Annotated in this window: 13 protein-coding genes; 5 read left to right on the top strand and 8 right to left on the bottom strand. The window is 62.4% G+C overall.

Features of this window, described 5'->3' with window-relative positions; genetic code table 11:
- Window positions 1-215: 215 nt before the first annotated feature.
- Entirely contained in the window at window positions 216-1241 is a 1026-nt protein-coding gene (locus FAA86_RS21630) for a GlxA family transcriptional regulator (RefSeq protein WP_113461396.1), read from the top strand.
- Window positions 1242-1557: 316 nt separating this feature from the next.
- On the opposite strand, the gene FAA86_RS21625 is transcribed toward FAA86_RS21630, so the two are convergent.
- From FAA86_RS21625 to FAA86_RS21605, 5 genes are all read right to left on the bottom strand, one after another.
- Window positions 1558-2409 carry a hypothetical protein gene (locus FAA86_RS21625; RefSeq protein ID WP_136543060.1) on the bottom strand — a complete coding sequence of 284 codons (852 nt, stop codon included), beginning with the start codon at window positions 2407-2409 and terminating at the stop codon, window positions 1558-1560.
- 432 nt (window positions 2410-2841) lie between these two features.
- Window positions 2842-3069 carry an NAD(P)-binding domain-containing protein gene (locus tag FAA86_RS21620; protein WP_136543059.1) on the bottom strand — a complete coding sequence of 76 codons (228 nt, stop codon included), beginning with the start codon at window positions 3067-3069 and terminating at the stop codon, window positions 2842-2844.
- 98 nt (window positions 3070-3167) lie between these two features.
- Complete coding sequence (locus FAA86_RS21615) at window positions 3168-3989, bottom strand: sulfite exporter TauE/SafE family protein (protein WP_136543058.1); 822 nt, start codon at window positions 3987-3989, stop codon at window positions 3168-3170.
- Window positions 3990-4320: 331 nt separating this feature from the next.
- Window positions 4321-5085: a hypothetical protein gene (locus FAA86_RS21610; protein ID WP_136543057.1), complete on the bottom strand. Its 765-nt coding sequence runs from the start codon at window positions 5083-5085 to the stop codon at window positions 4321-4323.
- 159 nt (window positions 5086-5244) lie between these two features.
- Entirely contained in the window at window positions 5245-7059 is a 1815-nt protein-coding gene (locus FAA86_RS21605) for a methyl-accepting chemotaxis protein (RefSeq protein ID WP_136543056.1), read from the bottom strand.
- A 178-nt stretch (window positions 7060-7237) separates the two neighbouring features.
- On the opposite strand from FAA86_RS21605, the gene FAA86_RS21600 reads away from it, so the two are divergent.
- Complete coding sequence (locus tag FAA86_RS21600; RefSeq protein ID WP_113462316.1) at window positions 7238-7627, top strand: acyl-CoA thioesterase; 390 nt, start codon at window positions 7238-7240, stop codon at window positions 7625-7627.
- 6 nt (window positions 7628-7633) lie between these two features.
- On the opposite strand, the gene FAA86_RS21595 is transcribed toward FAA86_RS21600, so the two are convergent.
- Entirely contained in the window at window positions 7634-8407 is a 774-nt protein-coding gene (locus tag FAA86_RS21595) for a helix-turn-helix transcriptional regulator (RefSeq protein WP_167495063.1), read from the bottom strand.
- Between the two features lie 149 nt (window positions 8408-8556).
- On the opposite strand from FAA86_RS21595, the gene FAA86_RS21590 reads away from it, so the two are divergent.
- A complete protein-coding gene (locus FAA86_RS21590) occupies window positions 8557-8994 on the top strand; it encodes an excinuclease ABC subunit A (RefSeq protein ID WP_136543054.1) in 438 nt (145 codons plus the stop codon).
- Between the two features lie 60 nt (window positions 8995-9054).
- Here FAA86_RS21590 and FAA86_RS21585 read toward each other — a convergent pair whose 3' ends face one another.
- Window positions 9055-9405, bottom strand: coding sequence for a DMT family protein (locus tag FAA86_RS21585; protein ID WP_113462313.1), 351 nt, complete (start codon window positions 9403-9405; stop codon window positions 9055-9057).
- 349 nt (window positions 9406-9754) lie between these two features.
- Between FAA86_RS21585 and FAA86_RS21580 the strand changes: the two genes are divergently transcribed.
- A complete protein-coding gene (locus tag FAA86_RS21580; RefSeq protein ID WP_136543053.1) occupies window positions 9755-11734 on the top strand; it encodes a putative bifunctional diguanylate cyclase/phosphodiesterase in 1980 nt (659 codons plus the stop codon).
- Between the two features lie 37 nt (window positions 11735-11771).
- Here FAA86_RS21580 and FAA86_RS21575 read toward each other — a convergent pair whose 3' ends face one another.
- Entirely contained in the window at window positions 11772-12599 is an 828-nt protein-coding gene (locus FAA86_RS21575; RefSeq protein WP_136543052.1) for a hypothetical protein, read from the bottom strand.
- Between the two features lie 311 nt (window positions 12600-12910).
- Between FAA86_RS21575 and uvrB the strand changes: the two genes are divergently transcribed.
- On the top strand, window positions 12911-15991 hold the full coding sequence (uvrB, locus tag FAA86_RS21570) for an excinuclease ABC subunit UvrB (RefSeq protein WP_136543051.1): 3081 nt from the start codon (window positions 12911-12913) through the stop codon (window positions 15989-15991).
- Window positions 15992-16521: the final 530 nt, after the last annotated feature.

Below are 16521 nucleotides of genomic sequence, written 5' to 3'. Positions count from 1 at the left end.
AGGCTTTTCAACCCGCTACCGCTGACCTCTTAAAAACCGCCCGGTTCACGGCGTCGCAGCCTGAAAAATGCCTTGTTATGTCGCCCTTTAGCGATCATCGACAGTTTTGCGACGTCTGGCTTCATGACAATGTCGTAAAACGACAATCGCGGCGATCAATTCAGGCGGAGCATGCCGGAAAACAAGGGAACGGCAGCAAGGACACCGGCACCATCATGAGCAAGCAAATGACGCAGACCAAGAAGCGTTCGCTCGTCTTCTTCCTCGTACCCCATTTCACCCTCCTGCCCTTTGCCGGCGCCATCGAGACGCTGCGCATCGCCAACCGCATGCTGGGCTATGCGGCCTATGAATGGCGCCTCGCCTCGGTCGATGGCCAGAAGGTCTATTCCTCCTCCGGCATCGGCATCGAGGTCAATTCCTCGCTCGCCGACGAGCGCCGTTTCCTCGGCGGCGAAAACCGACCGAACATGGCGATCGTCTGTTCCGGCATCTATGTCGAGGAGTTCAACAACAAGTCGGTCAATGCCTGGCTTCGCGAAGCCTATAACCGCAATGTCGCGGTCGGCTCGCTCTGTACGGGCGCCCATGTGCTGGCCCAAGCCGGCCTGTTGAATGGCAAGCGCTGCGCCATCCACTGGGAAAACCTGCCCGGCTTCTCCGAAACCTTCCCCCAGGCGGAAGTCTATGCCGACCTCTACGAAGTCGATGGCAATCTCTACACCTGCGCCGGCGGTACTGCCTCGCTCGATATGATGCTGAACCTGATCGGCCAGGATTTCGGCGAAGGCCTCGTCAACCGCGTCTGCGAACAGCACCTGACCGACCGCGTCCGCTCCGCCAACGACCGCCAGCGCCTGCCGCTCCGCGCTCGCCTCGGCGTGCAGAATTCCAAGGTGCTGCAGATCATCGAGCTGATGGAAGCCAATCTTGCCGAACCGCTGTCGCTCCTTGAGATCGCTGACGATGCCGGCCTTTCGCGCCGCCAGATCGAGCGCCTCTTCAGACAGGAAATGGGCCGCTCCCCCGCCCGCTACTATCTCGAAATCCGCCTCGACCGCGCCCGTCATCTGCTGGTCCAGTCCTCCATGCCCGTCGTCGAAGTCGCCGTCGCCTGCGGCTTCGTCTCCGCCTCGCACTTCTCCAAGTGTTACCGCGAACTCTACAACCGCTCTCCCCAACAGGAGCGCGCTGAGCGCAAGCTGACGATGTCGAGCAACCGGACGGGCGTGGTGGTGTAAGCCACGCGCCACAAAGGGCGAGGCCAGATTAAGCCCTCTCCCCTGTGGGGAGGGTTTGGGAGGGGACTGTCCCCAGGCACCACGTCTCCCCGTACAGTAGCAGCCGCGCACCCCACGCCACCCCTCATCCTGAGCTGCCCGCGCAAGCGGGCCTCGAAGGATCGAGGCCCCAGCCGACGCAATGCTCTTCGGGAACTCTTAGCCGAATTTCATGGCGCGCCTCAAAGTTGGAAGAGCTACGATCCTTAAGGCTTGTAGGTGCAGCACACGTACTCTCTTACTCGCCAGTTCATGCGGCAGGACGAGTGACCTGTGCTCATCTTCGAAATGCTGAAGAGACTTTCCGCGAAGGGGTAGATGTCCACCCGCGATACAGGTCCTGGATAAAAAACACAGTAGTTAGACAGAAAATGACCAAGTCGCCGTACCCCGCAACCTGCGACGTTACCATCTTCTCAAAGCCATATGTGGGCCAACCGGCATCTTTAGCCATCATGGACACCTTCGATATTCCTATGATACCGGCGTAAGCAAACTTTCCCGCGACCCAGGCGAAGAATAAAAGCATGAACAACAATACAACGGGGAATGCCACCCGCTTAAACGGAAATAATGGGTGAAACAGTTCGTCGCTATCGAACAGCGAAGAGGATCTGTAGATCAGATGTGACTCCCGCCGGATCTTCCCAGATAGCTTGATAGACCCCGAAGATCCCGTATGGAGAATTTCCAAAACGACCCCCTCCTTCGGCCTGATCACCTCATACTCCAAAACCACGCTGTTATTCTCATCCACGCGCACGCGCGCGCCATTTTCAGGAGTATCAGCTTCCAACACAGAAGCCTCAAGCACCTCAGCTTGATTCTCCGCGAACGAGACTTTCAACAAATTTTCACTTAAAAAATCCTCTGGACTTATTGGGGCGTTGCCGGTGTTCCACAATATAATCTTAGAAGAAGTGACTCGAGGCACCTTTCGACCGGTGAAGAATATTTCTAAATACTCTGAAATTTCCGGCCCACTCAAGCTAACGACACTTGTCTCTCGCACTACGTAGTGGAGCCTGTATTTCGTTTTCGACTTTGAATACAGATAGTACCCTACAAGAATGCCCAGGATGCCAAGCCCATTGCCGATATTGATGTTTTCTAGAATGAAATTGGCCAAGCTGAAATCCACAATATCGATGTTGGACAGCGTATCTCGCAGAGACTCACGCTGTAACGCAGGCATTATACCGACCGTGCCTCACAGCTAAAAGTATTAGATATCCAGGGCAGCTTATCAACCTGAAAGCGCCGTTTGTTTCACTGACCAACAACCTTAGCCTTGCCTGAGAGGAGGGATATGAACAGTTGGTAGCAAGCATTTTGGAGTCGTTTTGTTGAGGTGCCTCTTGATTGGACCCCTTACTCACTTCACCAAACTCCAGAAGACCACCCCTGCAAACGGCAGGATCACCGCAAACCCAATCTCCAACTGCGGCTTGTTGGCCGGCGCGCCAGCTACCCGCCATAAGGCGTGACCAGCATGGCGATCGGAAGATTCACCGCAAAGGCGATCCAGTGACGAGGCCTATCGAAGACGGCGGCGCCCCCCTCACCGCACAACCCGATAATTAAACTCCGCCGTCCCCAGCGCGCGCCAAAGCCTTAGCCAGAAGGGCATCGTGCCTTCCATGCGACGCGCCCCGTCGATCCCGCCGAGGTCAATTGGCGCGGTCAAGCCCGAGCTATGCAGCAGCTCGGCTACCACGACCTTTGCATCCGAGTCCTCGCCGCAGAGGAAGACGCCATGCGGGCCGCGAAGCCGGCCGGGATAGACCATCAGGGGCGCCGTCAGGGTGTTGAGCGGGTCAGGCGCAACGATCGGGCGGCAGACCTGTCTTGGCTCCGCGACCGCGCCGCCGAGCTCCTTCGCTGAGATCAGCCGTAGAGGCTCCAGAAAAACCGCGCCGACACAAACAGCAGGAACACCGCAAAGCCCACCTCCAGCTGCCGCTTGTTGAGGCTGTGGGCGAGTTTCACGCCATAGGGCGCGACCAGCATGGTGATCGGGAAGATCACGGCAAAGGCGATCCAGTTGACATAGCCGGTGGAAAAGGGCGGCAGGCCCGCCTCGCCCCAGCCGGCATAGATGAAGCCGAGAAAGGCCGGGATCGAGATCAGCACGCCGACACCCGAGGAGGTCGCGACCGCCTGGTGGATCGGCCGGCCGAAGATCGTCATGAAGGTGTTGTTGAACACCCCGCCGCCGACCCCCATCAGCCCGGAAAAGAGCCCGATCGCCGAGCCGGTCAGGAACCGCCAGGGCTGGCCCGGCAGCTCGGTGCCGAGATGCATGCGGTTGGAGAGGAAGAGCATGCGGGCGGCCAGCACCAGTCCCATCACCGCGAAGAACAGCCGAAGCCCGGCGCTTGAAACGTAAGCCGCGACCACGGTCGCAAGCAGCGCCCCGAGCGGCACCGCAATCACCCAGCCCTTGAGCAGATCCATGTCGACCGCCCCGCGCGCCTGATGCGCCCGAAACGACCGCAGCGAGGTCGGCACGATCAGCGCCGTGGAGGTACCGACCGCCAGATGCATGATCACCTCTTCCGGGATGCCGGCATAGCCGAAGACCTGGTAGAAGACCGGCACCAGCACCGCGCCGCCGCCGATCCCGAAGACGCCGGCCAAGAGCCCCGCCACGGCACCCGCCGCCGCCAGCATGGCGGCAAACATCAAGACATCGGCAATCGGCGGCATGGGGGCACTCCGGATCAGGGCGGCCAGTCCGAACGGACGGCCTGAAGGGCAGGACAAGGCACCTGTTGCGGGACCCGACGGGAGGCCGGACCGGCAACAGGGTTGCGATCCCAAAGCCTCTAGGCCCTGCCCGCCCCGCCCGCAAGCCCGCGACCGGCCCCTCCGGTACGGCTTGGACGCCGACAGTCACCCGAAGCGGGTCGAAGTGGGATGCTCCGTGCTCGCGGAGTCGTAAGCAGCGCCTTCCCCGTCACCCGCCCCGACACAGAGAGTTCGGCCGCAATAGAGAGTTAGGCAATTCCCGAATTAGGAAATTAAGCGAAGGCGAACCCTAGCGGCAGTTCCGCTTGTCGAGATAGAGCGAGCAATCCTTACCCGACGCCGCCGGAGCAGCCGCTGCCCGCCGGGTCGAAACCGGAACCGGATCCTCCAAGCCGGAATTGCCGCTATCGACCGAAAGCGGCAGGATCCCGCCCTCCTCCGGCATCTCCGCCACCTGTGTCTCCGCCATGACCGGCTGCGAGGTCCCGCTCGGGCCCGTCACGATCTGCGTCGGCTCGTCGAAGCCGATCCCGTCGACCACAGGCTGACTGGTATTGCCCTCGGCAATCGCCATGGCGCCGCCTTGCGTCACCACATGCGGCTGAACGCCGACAGGGCTCGTCGCATCGGCATAGCCGGCATCCGAGACAAACGACGCCCCGCCGATCCCGAGCTCCCCGTCGATGTTGACGCCACCCTCGGGGATCGCCATCGCCGTCATACTGGAAGGTCCGGCTGCATCCGCCGCAGTGTCGACGGCAGGAGCCTCGGCCAGATTGGGCGTGTTGAGATAATCAATGCCCGCGCTGCCGCCGTTTTGCGCGGCAGCCGGCGGCGCATAGGCGGCCGTCTCCGGCGAAACCTCGCCGACCCGCCCGACCAGCACCCGCCCGTCCCGGCTGCGGTCGACCTTGCCGATCAGCTGGTCGCCCGCCCGCGGTCCGCCGACATCGGCAAAGGGAATGCGATCGCTGCCGGAACATCCCGACAGCAGCAGGGCCGAAAACGCAGCCACCGTCAGCCGGCGGCCAAGGGACGAAAACACAAGACTCATTTCACCCTCGATGGCCCTGAATGGGACAACTTCCGGCAGCATAGGGCCGCCCGGCTTAATGCGCCATGAACGAAATCGGCAAGCATTGCGGGGCAAAAAGTAAGGGCCGGCAGATCGCTCCACCGACCCCGGATCTTTTGCCGTCGTCTCGACCGACCGTCAGGCCGCCCGGCGATGCCCCGCCGCCGCCTGGGCCGCGTTCACCTTCAGGCGCGAGAGCAGCTGGCGCAGATTGTAGCTCTCTTCCGCCAGCGACTGGCCGGCCGCCGAGGTTTCCTCGACCATCGCCGCATTCTGCTGCGTCATCTGGTCCATGTGGTTGACCGAGGTGTTGATCTCGGCAAGCCCTGTCGCCTGCTCCTTGGCAGCGGTCGCGATCGTGTTAACGCTCTCGTTGACGCGGTTCACCAGCGCCTCGATCTCGAGCAGCGCCTCGCCGGTCGAACGCACAAGGCCCACACCGGTATCGACTTCCGCCGCCGAAGCGCTGATCAGCGTCTTGATCTCCTTCGCCGCATTGGCCGAACGCTGCGCCAGTTCACGCACTTCCTGCGCCACGACCGCAAAGCCGCGACCGGCTTCACCCGCACGCGCCGCCTCGACGCCTGCGTTCAGAGCCAGGAGGTTGGTCTGGAAGGCGATTTCGTCGATCACGGAGATGATCTGGCTGATCTTCTGCGAAGACCCTTCGATTCGGCCCATGGCATCGACCGCATTGCGCACGATCTCACCGGATCGGTTGGCGCTCGACTTTGTCTCGGCCACCATCTGGCGGGCTTCGTTCGCCCGTTCGGCCGCCGTGCGCACGGTCGCGGTGATCTCGTCCAGCGCCGCTGCCGTCTCTTCCAGGGCCGCCGCCTGCTGTTCGGTGCGCTTCGACAGGTTGTTCGTCGCCTCGCTGATATTGCCGGCAGAAGACGTCACGACATCGCTCGTCTGGTTGATCGCCGCGATCACGCTGCCGAGCGAGTCCACCGCGCGGTTGAAGTCGTCCCGCAGCTTTTCATATTCCGAGCCGATCACGCCGATCTGGACGGTCAGGTCACCTTCGGCCAGCCGTTCCAGTGCCGAACCCAGCGCGTTGATCGCATGGTTCTGGCGCTCGGACGAGGTCCGCAGGTTCACCTCGTTACGCTCGCGCTCGCCGTTCAGGCTCGCCTGCTGCTCGACTTCACGATCCCGCAGCTTGATGCGCTCGCGCACGCTGTCGCGCAGCACCACCAGCGTCTGGGCCATGCCACCGATTTCGTCGCGACGGCCGGTATCGGCGATCGCAATCTCAACGCGCTCTTCGGCAATGTCGTTCATCGCGCCCTTCAGGCGGTTGATCGGGTTCACCACGCTGCGCACCACGAGATAGGCGCAGAACACCATACCGGCTGCAGCAAAGGCGATCAGCACGCCATACCGGATTGCCGTGCCGCGGAAGAGAGCCGCAAGATCATCCGAATAGACGCCAGTGCCAACGACCCAGCCCCAGGGCTCGAAACCGATGACATGCGACAGCTTCTCGACCGGCTCCTCGAAGCCCGGCTTCGGCCAGTAATAGTCGACGAAGCCTTCCTTGCTCGCCTTCACGGTATTGACGAACTCGACGAACAGATGCTTGCCGTTCGGGTCCTTGTTCTGGCTCAGATCCTTGCCGTTGAGCTCCGGCTTGATCGGATGCATGACCATGGCCGGCTGCATGTCGTTGATCCACATATAGCCATCGGGCTGATAGCGCATGGCACCGATGACATCCTTAGCCCGCTCCTGCGCCTCCTCGCGCGTCAGCGTGCCATCCAGCTCCATCTTGTGGTATTTGTCCAGGATCGCGACAGCGTTGTCATTGATCTGCGCCAGACCGATCCGGCGCTCCTCGACCAGCATGTCATAGGACTGAAACAGGCTGTAAGTCAGCGCACCAACAAGGACTGCCAGAGCCAGTGCGACCAGTGCATAGAGGCGCACCGACAGAGACATGATTTTCATTCTTCCACCCCCAAAAATTCCATAATCTCTAAAGTTTGATATTTATCAGTTCTAATTTCCGTAAATGCGCGCCTGCGAAAAATGAGGGGAGCATTTTCACCCACTAAAATTAGTAGTGGCGCCATTGGTCTGAGGGTCGTTCCTTGGCGGAAATGCAAGAGAAGAGAATCAGGGAATCATGACGATTGAGGCGAATACCCCGACGGGCGAACTGACACTGAGAACGCTCGCCATGCCGGCCGATGCCAATGCCGCCGGCGACATCTTCGGCGGCTGGGTCATGGCCCAGATGGACCTTGCCTGCGGCATCCGCGCCGCCGAACGCGCCCGCGGCCGCGTCGTCACCGCCGCCGTTCAGGAGATGGCCTTCGCCATGCCGGTCAAGATCGGCGACACGCTCTGCGTCTACACGGAGATCAGCCGTGTCGGCCGCACCTCGATGACGCTCAAGGTCGAAACCTGGGCCCAGCGATACCTCACCCATGTCATGGAAAAGGTGACCGAGGCGACCTTCGTCATGGTGGCGCTCGATGCCGAGGGCAAGCCGACGCCCGTCCCCTCGGCCTGAACCGCATCAGCGCCCGGCCATCTGCCGGAACAGCGCCTCGCAGGCCTCGTCCATCGGGAAGAACATCTCGATCTTAATGTCGGCCAGCGCGATATCCTCGGCCGTGCCGAATTGCGTCATCGTCGAAAACATCGGATAGACCTGGCCTCCGAAACGGAAGCGGACCGTCAGCACCGGTGGCAGGTCGCCGCCGCGGTTCGGATCACCGTCTTCCGCCACCTGCCCAATGAGCCCCTGAGCGGCCCGCTCCAGAACCAGGTCGCCGCCCAGATGCGCACTCTCCAGTCGGAAGCGGGCGGCCAGATGCTGCGCCACCTGCACCCAGTTCTCGACCAGCTCGACACCCCGCCCCGGCAGAAGCAGGAAGTCGAGGAAGCTGTCACCCATATCGAGCCCGAAACCGGCCAACATGCCCCGGCCACTGCCATTGGCGTCCAGCACGCGCCAATGCCGGTCGAAGACGAAGGCCGGATAGGGCGAATGTCCCTCGATCATATGCGCGATCGCCTTGCGCACCGGCTCCATCGCGGCACCCTCGAGAGGCCGGCTGGCATAGGCAGCGCGAAATCCGGCCGCGTCCAGCATCAGGTTGCGCTCCGCCCGCGGCACTTCCAGCGCCTCCCCCAGGAGCAGCACCATGCGCTGGCTCGGCTTCGCCGGCCCGGTCTCCAGAAAGGCAATATGACGGGCAGAGACGTCGGCCGCCAGCGCCAGCTGCAGCTGGCTCATCCGCCGCTTGCCGCGCCAGGTTTTCAGCTGCCCGCCGAATTCAGTCGCCATCGCCGGTCTCCCTGTCTTCCGCTGCCACCATGGCATCAGCGCAGTTTTGCCACGCCTGCTTGAGGCCGTCACTTACCTCCGGGGTAATTGCAGCCCCGTCTCGCTCGCTTCAGGCTCTCGGACGTCCAAACAACGAGAGGAATATTGCCATGTCCGCCGATTTCACGCCCACCTGGCTGAAGCTCACCAGCCTGTTCGTCATCCTGCTCGGCCTGCTCGTCGCCGCCGGAGCCCATCCCGCAACGGCCTTGCCGGCCAACATTCTGACCGACATCGTCTTTTGGCCCTTGGATGGCCAGCAGGCGCTCGATGCTGAGGCCGCACACATGCTCGCCGCGATCAGCGGCGGTGTCATGGTCGGCTGGGGCCTCATGATGTGGCTTGTCATCGACCGGCTGTATCTTGCCGATCCCAGGCTCGCACGCCTGCTCTTGGTGGAATCCACTCTGGCCTGGTACCTCGTCGACAGCACGGGATCCTTCGTTTCAGGCGCGATCGTCAACGTTCTCTTGAACACGGCGCTGATGCTCGCGATCGTCGTTCCGGCATGGCGCATCGGATCCAGGGCTGCTGTCGTACAGCCGTGAACGACCATTGGCGAATGGAGTGGAAGGGCGCAGCCAGATCGGACTGCGCCCTCTCATCCCTTATCCGCGGAAGACGAAGGCTGCACCGGCCGCAATCAGCGCAAAGCCGATGGCATGGTTGATCGTCAGGCTCTCTTTCAGGAAAAAGACGGAAAAGCCTGAGAACACGATCAGCGTGATCACTTCCTGGATCGTCTTGAGCTGTGCTGCCGAATAGACCTCGGCGCCGATCCGGTTGGCCGGAACGGCAAGGCAGTATTCGAAGAAGGCGATGCCCCAGCTCGCGACAATGGCGATCCAGAGGGCTGACGTCTTGTATTTCAGATGGCCGTACCAGGCGAAGGTCATGAAGATGTTGGAAAGGGAAAGAAGCAGGATGGGCCAGAGAGCGGCGGGGGAAAAGCTCGGCATGAGACGCTCGTGTGAGAGGAGGATGAAGGTGCGACCCGAGTCGCCCCGGATATTTGCTCATAGCAATATGGAATGAGCATGGTGCAACTCTCTTGCATGCGCCCGGCAACCTCCCCGCCGCCGACTGCAACCTGAGGAAATCATGCCGGCGTTTCAAGCCCCCGTCCTTTGCGCGTCAAGCGGGCAGGCGGCGGCCACACTTTAACACCGAAAAGTTGCCGATGATTTCTAGTTAAATTGCGCAAAGCTGCCGTAACATCCCGTTAAGTCGCTCTTGTTATTGAGTATATATTGCGATCGGTATGGGTTTTGTTTTATGTGGTTGAGTGAGAGCCGAAGCGGCAAGACAATGCCGGCAGTGCTGCAAGCCCAGGTGGCGGACATCGCCGAGGGCTATCGCTCCACCCTGGTCCTCAACCTCATCACGCTGTGCGTCAGCCTCGTGATCATCCACCTCAACAATGAGGCAAGCACCGTCAACTTGGTCTGGTTCGGCATTGCGCTGGCAGTCGTCTCGGCCCGCGCCTACTGCATGAACGCCTTGACCAGACGCGGCGCGCTGATCTCCGCCCCCCAGACGAGCCTGCGTGTTCTCTCCGTCGGCGCTCTCGCGCTCGGCCTGGTCTGGGCCACCCTGCCCTGGACCGTGCCCGCATTCGATCCACTGGGCCGCCACGCAGCCCTTTTCCTGATCATGGGCGGGATGGCCGCCGGCTCAGTGATCAAGCAGATCGGCTACACGCCGCTTGCCCTCAACTATTCGATCCCGATCCTGGTGTCGCTGGTAATCAATCTCCTGACCCTGTGGCGCGCCACCGAGGTCCTGATCGGCGCCTGCCTCTGCCTGATGATCCTGGTCTTCATCCGCCGCAGCATCTGGGCGGAACGCATGTTTGTCAGCAGCCAGGTGGCGCGCCACGAGGCGACGGCGCTTGCCGACAGCCTGACGCGGGCTAACAGCGACATCCTGCGCCAGAATTCGCGCCTGGAGGCACTCGCCAATCGCGACACGCTGACAGGCCTCGCCAACCGCATGTTCTTCCATGGCCGTCTGGCCGGCGACATCGCCCGCGCCGCCGTCGTCAAGGAAGAGGTCGCGCTCCTCATCTTCGACGTGGAACGCTTCCAGTCGATCAACGACACGCTTGGCCACAGCGCCGGCGACGCCCTGCTCCGCGAGATCGCGGCCCGCCTCTCCTCCATCGTCGAGGATGGCAGTCTGATCGCGCGGCTCGGCGGTGACGAGTTTGCCGTTGTGGTCAGCGGCCCGGAAGCGCTGGAACGCGCCCGCGCCCACGCCGCATCCGTGCTCGAGGCAAGCCGCCGTCCGATCCACTGGCACCAGCGCCAGGCCGTTGTCGGCCTCAGCGTCGGTCTGGCCGCCTATCCGGATCACGCCGAAAACGCCGAGGAGCTGCTCGCCTGTGCCGACATGGCGCTCTACGACGCCAAGCGTGGTGACCGCCGCCAGTTGCGCGAATTCGATCCGGATCTGCGCCGCAACGCCGAGCGCAAGCGCATCATCGAACAGGATCTGGAGCGGGCGATCGATACCGGTGTCCTCGGCGCCTGGTTCCAGCCGCAGGTCGACCTGATGACGCGCCGCATCACCGGCTTCGAAGCCCTGGTCCGCTGGCAGCATCCGCAACTCGGCTTCGTCTCGCCACCCGAGATCGTCAATGCCGCCCGCGCCGTGCATCTGTCCGAACAGCTGACCGCCCGCATCGCCGGCGACGCCTGCCTGCTCGCCCGCCGCCTGCCGAAGCTCGGTCTGGCGGACGTGACGGTCGCGCTCAACGTCTCGCCGCGCGAATTCGCCCTCTATTCCGTCGCCTCCATGCTGCAGCGGGTGACGACCGCCCATGACGTCGATCCCTCGGCGCTGGAGATCGAGATCACCGAAGAGGCGATCCTCGATCCGGCACTCGCCGATGAGCAGCTGAAGCAGCTGGAACAGGCCGGCTACAAGCTCGCCGTCGACGATTTCGGCATGGGCCACTCGTCGCTTGCCTATCTCATCGGCCTGAAGGTCGACCGGCTGAAGATCGACCGCAGCTTCGTCAGAGACGTTGCCCGCAGTGAAACCAACCAGAAGCTCATCTCCGCCATGGTGAGCCTCGGCCAGTCCCTGTCGCTCGAAATCGTCGTGGAAGGCGTCGAGACCCCCGAGGACGCCGCCATCCTCGCCCGCCTCGGCTGCAGCACCGCCCAGGGCTTTCTCTTCGCCCGCCCCATGCCCCCAAGCGCCCTCGACCCCTGGATCGCCGACCACCAGCCCAACACCGAGCTCAAGCGCAAGGGCAAGGCGAAACACCTGTCGGTGGCGTGAACGTTAGATTTACGAGCAGTCCTGATGAGCGACGATCCTAAAGATCGTGCGTTGCGTCGACACGTGACAACACGCCGTGCAGCATCCTGGCAAACGGCCTGATGTCCCGATCGACATCTAGGTCCTGAATGGGAGTTTGCCCATTCCAACCGAGGCGCTGCATAGGCAGCAGCACAAAGATATCCGCGCCCCTGATTGCAATCTGTGGGAGGTTCTGGAGCTTGAGCGTCAGCAGCACGTCGACCGCCGCGACCAGCCCGGACAGTCTCGCGGTGGCGGCACTTACATCCGTTGTGACGAAATCATACGCCCACCGACCGAGATGTGTGGTGTTGGGAACCGGTCTCAGGCGGTCCGGTAGCGCGGTGCCCTGCCACAGCGAGCGCTGCCTGTTGGGCCGCCTGAGCGCGGCGAAATCGCCGGGGAATGAGGTCGACGCCTGAACCCATACGATGAGGCCACAAAACGTCGTCTCTGCAGTGTCATCGCCCCGTGTCCGCGTCAGCAAAGTCTGTGTGATCGAAAATGGAATGCCGGCCACCGAGCCTTCGACATGAAAATCGCAATCGATCTCGTCGCGCGGAACGAAATAATGACCCGGCATGCGCTCGATCTGTCGTGCCGGCTTCCTGGTAACGATCGACCACTGGTCGAGGCCGGGCAGAAGCAGGGGCAGGATTGCGATGTAGAAATCCGTCTGGAACCGACGCTGCTTGGCCGCGATGACCATGAAGAGCGGGGCCGGCGCTAGCAATGCCAGAAAAAGCGTCGCGGACGCGATTTCGGGATCGGACCGGAGGTAGCTCAGCCAGAGCCCGGCGCCGCAGGCCAACGCGATGACGCCTAGGCCGCAAATCTTGAGCATTCGCTCCTGGCGCAGCAGACTCTCACGCGCCGTGCTATGGGCAAGAACAACCGCCTTGACCGCGGACCAGTCCGGCTCCGTCGACGTGAACTGCTGTGCGGGCGAATGAGCAGTATGGATACGAAGCCTCCCATTGGTTGCGGCATCACTATGCGCAACCCTGCGGATCTGCGCAACACATCCGTGTGGATATGACGCCCTCACCCTCCTGCCACCACGCTGGCAACAACCTCCTTTGCCCGTTGCGTTTTTGTTCTGATTTCCCGCCGCCGCCCCTTCCCTTTGCCGCTGCCCTTCTCCATATTCCGGCCATGGCCAAGTCTCCCAGATCCTCCGCCCCCTCTGATAGTTTCGAGGAAGCCCCGCAAGCTCCGTTCGAAGGCGCGCCGCTCTCCGGCTCGGTTTCGGATTGGGTGAAGCAATTGGAGGCGGAGGCCGAGGCCTCGACCGTCGAGAGCCAGCGCGAACTCGCCTCGAAAGCGGGCAAGCACCGCAAGAAGATCGAGATCGAGGCCCGCCGTCACGCCGAGAAGGTGGCGCTGGAAAAGGCGAAACCCACCACGGCCAAGAACACCACGGCCTCCAAAACCTCCCGCGGCGTCTCGATCGGCGCCTCCTCCGACCCCAAGACCCGCGCCGCGGCCGGCCTCAATCCGATTGCCGGCATGGATGTCTCGCTCGAGGAAGCCCAGTCGCTCGCCACCGGCGCCGTCACGGCGACGGTCGACGCGCTTTCCAAGCTCATCGAAAGCGGCAATCCGCTGTTCAAGAACGGCGAGATCTGGGTGCCGCACCGCCCTGCCCGCCCGCAGAAATCCGAAGGCGGCATCTCGATTCGCATGGCCTCGGACTACAAGCCCGCCGGCGACCAGCCGACCGCCATCAAGGACCTCGTCGAGGGCCTGAATTCCGGCGAGCGCTCCCAGGTCCTGCTCGGCGTCACAGGCTCCGGCAAGACCTTCACCATGGCCAAGGTGATCGAGGAGACCCAACGCCCGGCCGTCATCCTCGCGCCGAACAAGACGCTCGCCGCCCAGCTCTATTCCGAGTTCAAGAACTTCTTCCCCGACAACGCGGTCGAATATTTCGTCTCCTATTACGACTACTACCAGCCGGAAGCCTATGTGCCGCGCTCGGATACCTTCATCGAGAAGGAGAGTTCGATCAACGAACAGATCGACCGCATGCGCCACGCCGCCACCCGCGCCATCCTCGAGCGCGACGACTGCATCATCGTCGCCTCCGTCTCCTGCATCTATGGTATCGGCTCGGTCGAGACCTACACCGCCATGACCTTCCAGATGCAGGTCGGCGACCGCATCGACCAGCGCCAGCTCCTGGCCGACCTCGTCGCCCAGCAATACAAGCGCCAGGACATCAACTTCATCCGCGGCTCCTTCCGCGTCCGCGGCGACACGATCGAAATCTTCCCCGCCCACCTGGAAGATGCCGCCTGGCGCATCACCCTCTTCGGCGACGAGATCGAGAGCATCACCGAATTCGATCCGCTGACCGGCAAGAAGACCGGCGAGATGAAGTCGGTGAAGATCTACGCCAACAGCCACTACGTCACGCCGCGCCCGACGCTGAACGGTGCCATCAAGGCGATCAAGGACGAACTCAGGCACCGCCTCGCCGAGCTCGAAGCCGCCGGCCGCCTGCTCGAAGCCCAGCGCCTCGAACAGCGCACGAAATACGATATCGAAATGCTCGAGGCGACCGGCTCCTGCGCCGGCATCGAGAACTATTCCCGCTACTTGACCGGCCGCAAGCCCGGCGAGCCGCCGCCGACGCTCTTCGAATACATCCCCGACAACGCCCTGATCTTCATCGACGAAAGCCACGTCACCATCCCGCAGATCGGCGGCATGTATCGCGGCGACTTCCGCCGCAAGGCAACGCTTGCCGAATACGGCTTCCGCCTGCCGTCGTGCATGGACAACCGCCCGCTGCGCTTCGAGGAATGGGACGCCATGCGCCCGCAGACGGTCGCCGTCTCCGCCACGCCCGGCAACTGGGAGATGGAAGCGGCTGGCGGCGTCTTTGCCGAACAGGTCATCCGACCCACCGGCCTCATCGACCCGCCGGTCGAGGTCCGCTCGGCCAAGACGCAGGTCGACGACGTGCTCGGCGAGATCCGCGAGACCGCTGCCAAGGGCTACCGCACCCTCTGCACCGTGCTCACCAAGCGCATGGCGGAAGACTTGACCGAATACCTGCATGAACAGGGCGTGCGCGTCCGCTATATGCACAGTGACATCGACACGCTGGAGCGCATCGAGATCATCCGGGACTTGCGCCTCGGCGCCTTCGATGTCCTGGTCGGCATCAACCTCCTGCGCGAGGGCCTCGACATCCCCGAATGCGGCTTCGTCGCCATCCTCGATGCCGACAAGGAAGGTTTCCTCCGCTCGGAGACCTCGCTCATCCAGACCATCGGCCGCGCCGCGCGAAACGTCGACGGCAAGGTCATCCTCTATGCCGACCAGATCACCGGTTCCATGCAGCGCGCCATGGACGAGACCGCCCGCCGCCGCGAAAAGCAGATGGCCTACAACACCGAACACGGCATCACGCCGGAATCGGTCAAGGCGAAGATCTCCGACATCCTGGACTCAGTCTACGAACGCGACCACGTCCGCGCCGACATCTCCGGCGTCTCCGGCAAGGGTTTCGCCGATGGCGGCCACCTCGTCGGCAACAACCTCCAGGCCCATCTCAACGCGCTCGAAAAACAGATGCGCGACGCCGCCGCCGACCTCGACTTCGAAACCGCCGCGCGCCTCCGCGACGAAATCAAACGCCTCAAGGCCGCCGAACTCGCCGCCATGGACGACCCGATCGCGAAGCAAGAGGCGAAAGATATCGAAGGCGGACGAGGAAAAGCCCGCAACGGTAGCGGTCCACTCTCCCCCCCTGTGGGGGAGATGTCGCCGCAGGCGACAGAGGGGGGTGCCCCGAACCCAGCGGCACCCCGCATCTCCCCCTCCGGCCGCAACAAATCCGGCACACCCGAGGGCAAGGGCAGCTATTTCTCAAAACCCCATATCGACGACATGGGCCCCGGTACCGACACCGCCGTCCCCCTGCCGAAATCGGGCGCGGAAGGCTCCTATTTCCGCAAGAACACCCTCGACGAAATGACCGTCGGCCGCACCGAAAAACCGGTGACCGGAAAGATCCCGGAGAAACCGAAGCCATCCTCCCCCTTGGTGGGGGAGGATAGTTCGCCCCAAGAGGCGAAGCCGATTGGCGAGGCGAACTTGGTGAGGGGGTCCCAAGACCCCCGCCCCATCATCCGCGCCCGCTCCGGCGCCGGCTCCTACGAAGATCCGATGGATCAGAAGCGCAAGGGCCGCACCAAGGGCAAGACGGGGCGCCCGGGACGGTGACTTTATCTCCCCCCTTGCGGGGAAGAACGGAATTTCAGCATCTTGGCGCAGCTAAGCGCTAGAAATTCCAAGAGAGGGGCAACTGCGGACACCATGCAAGACCTCGCAGCCCTGCTCTCTGATATCCTCAGCTACATGACCGCCGGCTGGCGCAGCCGATCCCCCAGCGTGAGATGGCTGGTGCGGGGTGTGACGGTGGCGTTGGTGGTCGAGTTGGTATGGGTGCTGTGGGGGATGTAGGTCGCATAGCAGTGACGGATGCGAAATTAGCCGACTATCTGATCGAAAAACACCAAACCAGCCTCGAATCAGTTGACTCACTGCGCCTAAGCAGAAACATCTTATGCGTGTAGATAAGCTGCGGTGACGGTTCATGCAAGCTGAAACGGTGTACTCAAAATCTAGAATCGATAAGGCAGGTCACATCTTGAGTGATCTTAATAGACCTTATGATGAAATTACGCTTGAACTCGAATACGTGTTTGAGGACTACCGGAGGCGCCACCTAGCACCGCTTACTAGGCTGACAC

This window comes from Rhizobium rosettiformans W3 (assembly GCF_004912135.1).
Classification (GTDB): Bacteria; Pseudomonadota; Alphaproteobacteria; order Rhizobiales; family Rhizobiaceae; genus Allorhizobium; species Allorhizobium rosettiformans.
This window is presented reverse-complemented; position numbering and strand designations above follow the sequence as displayed.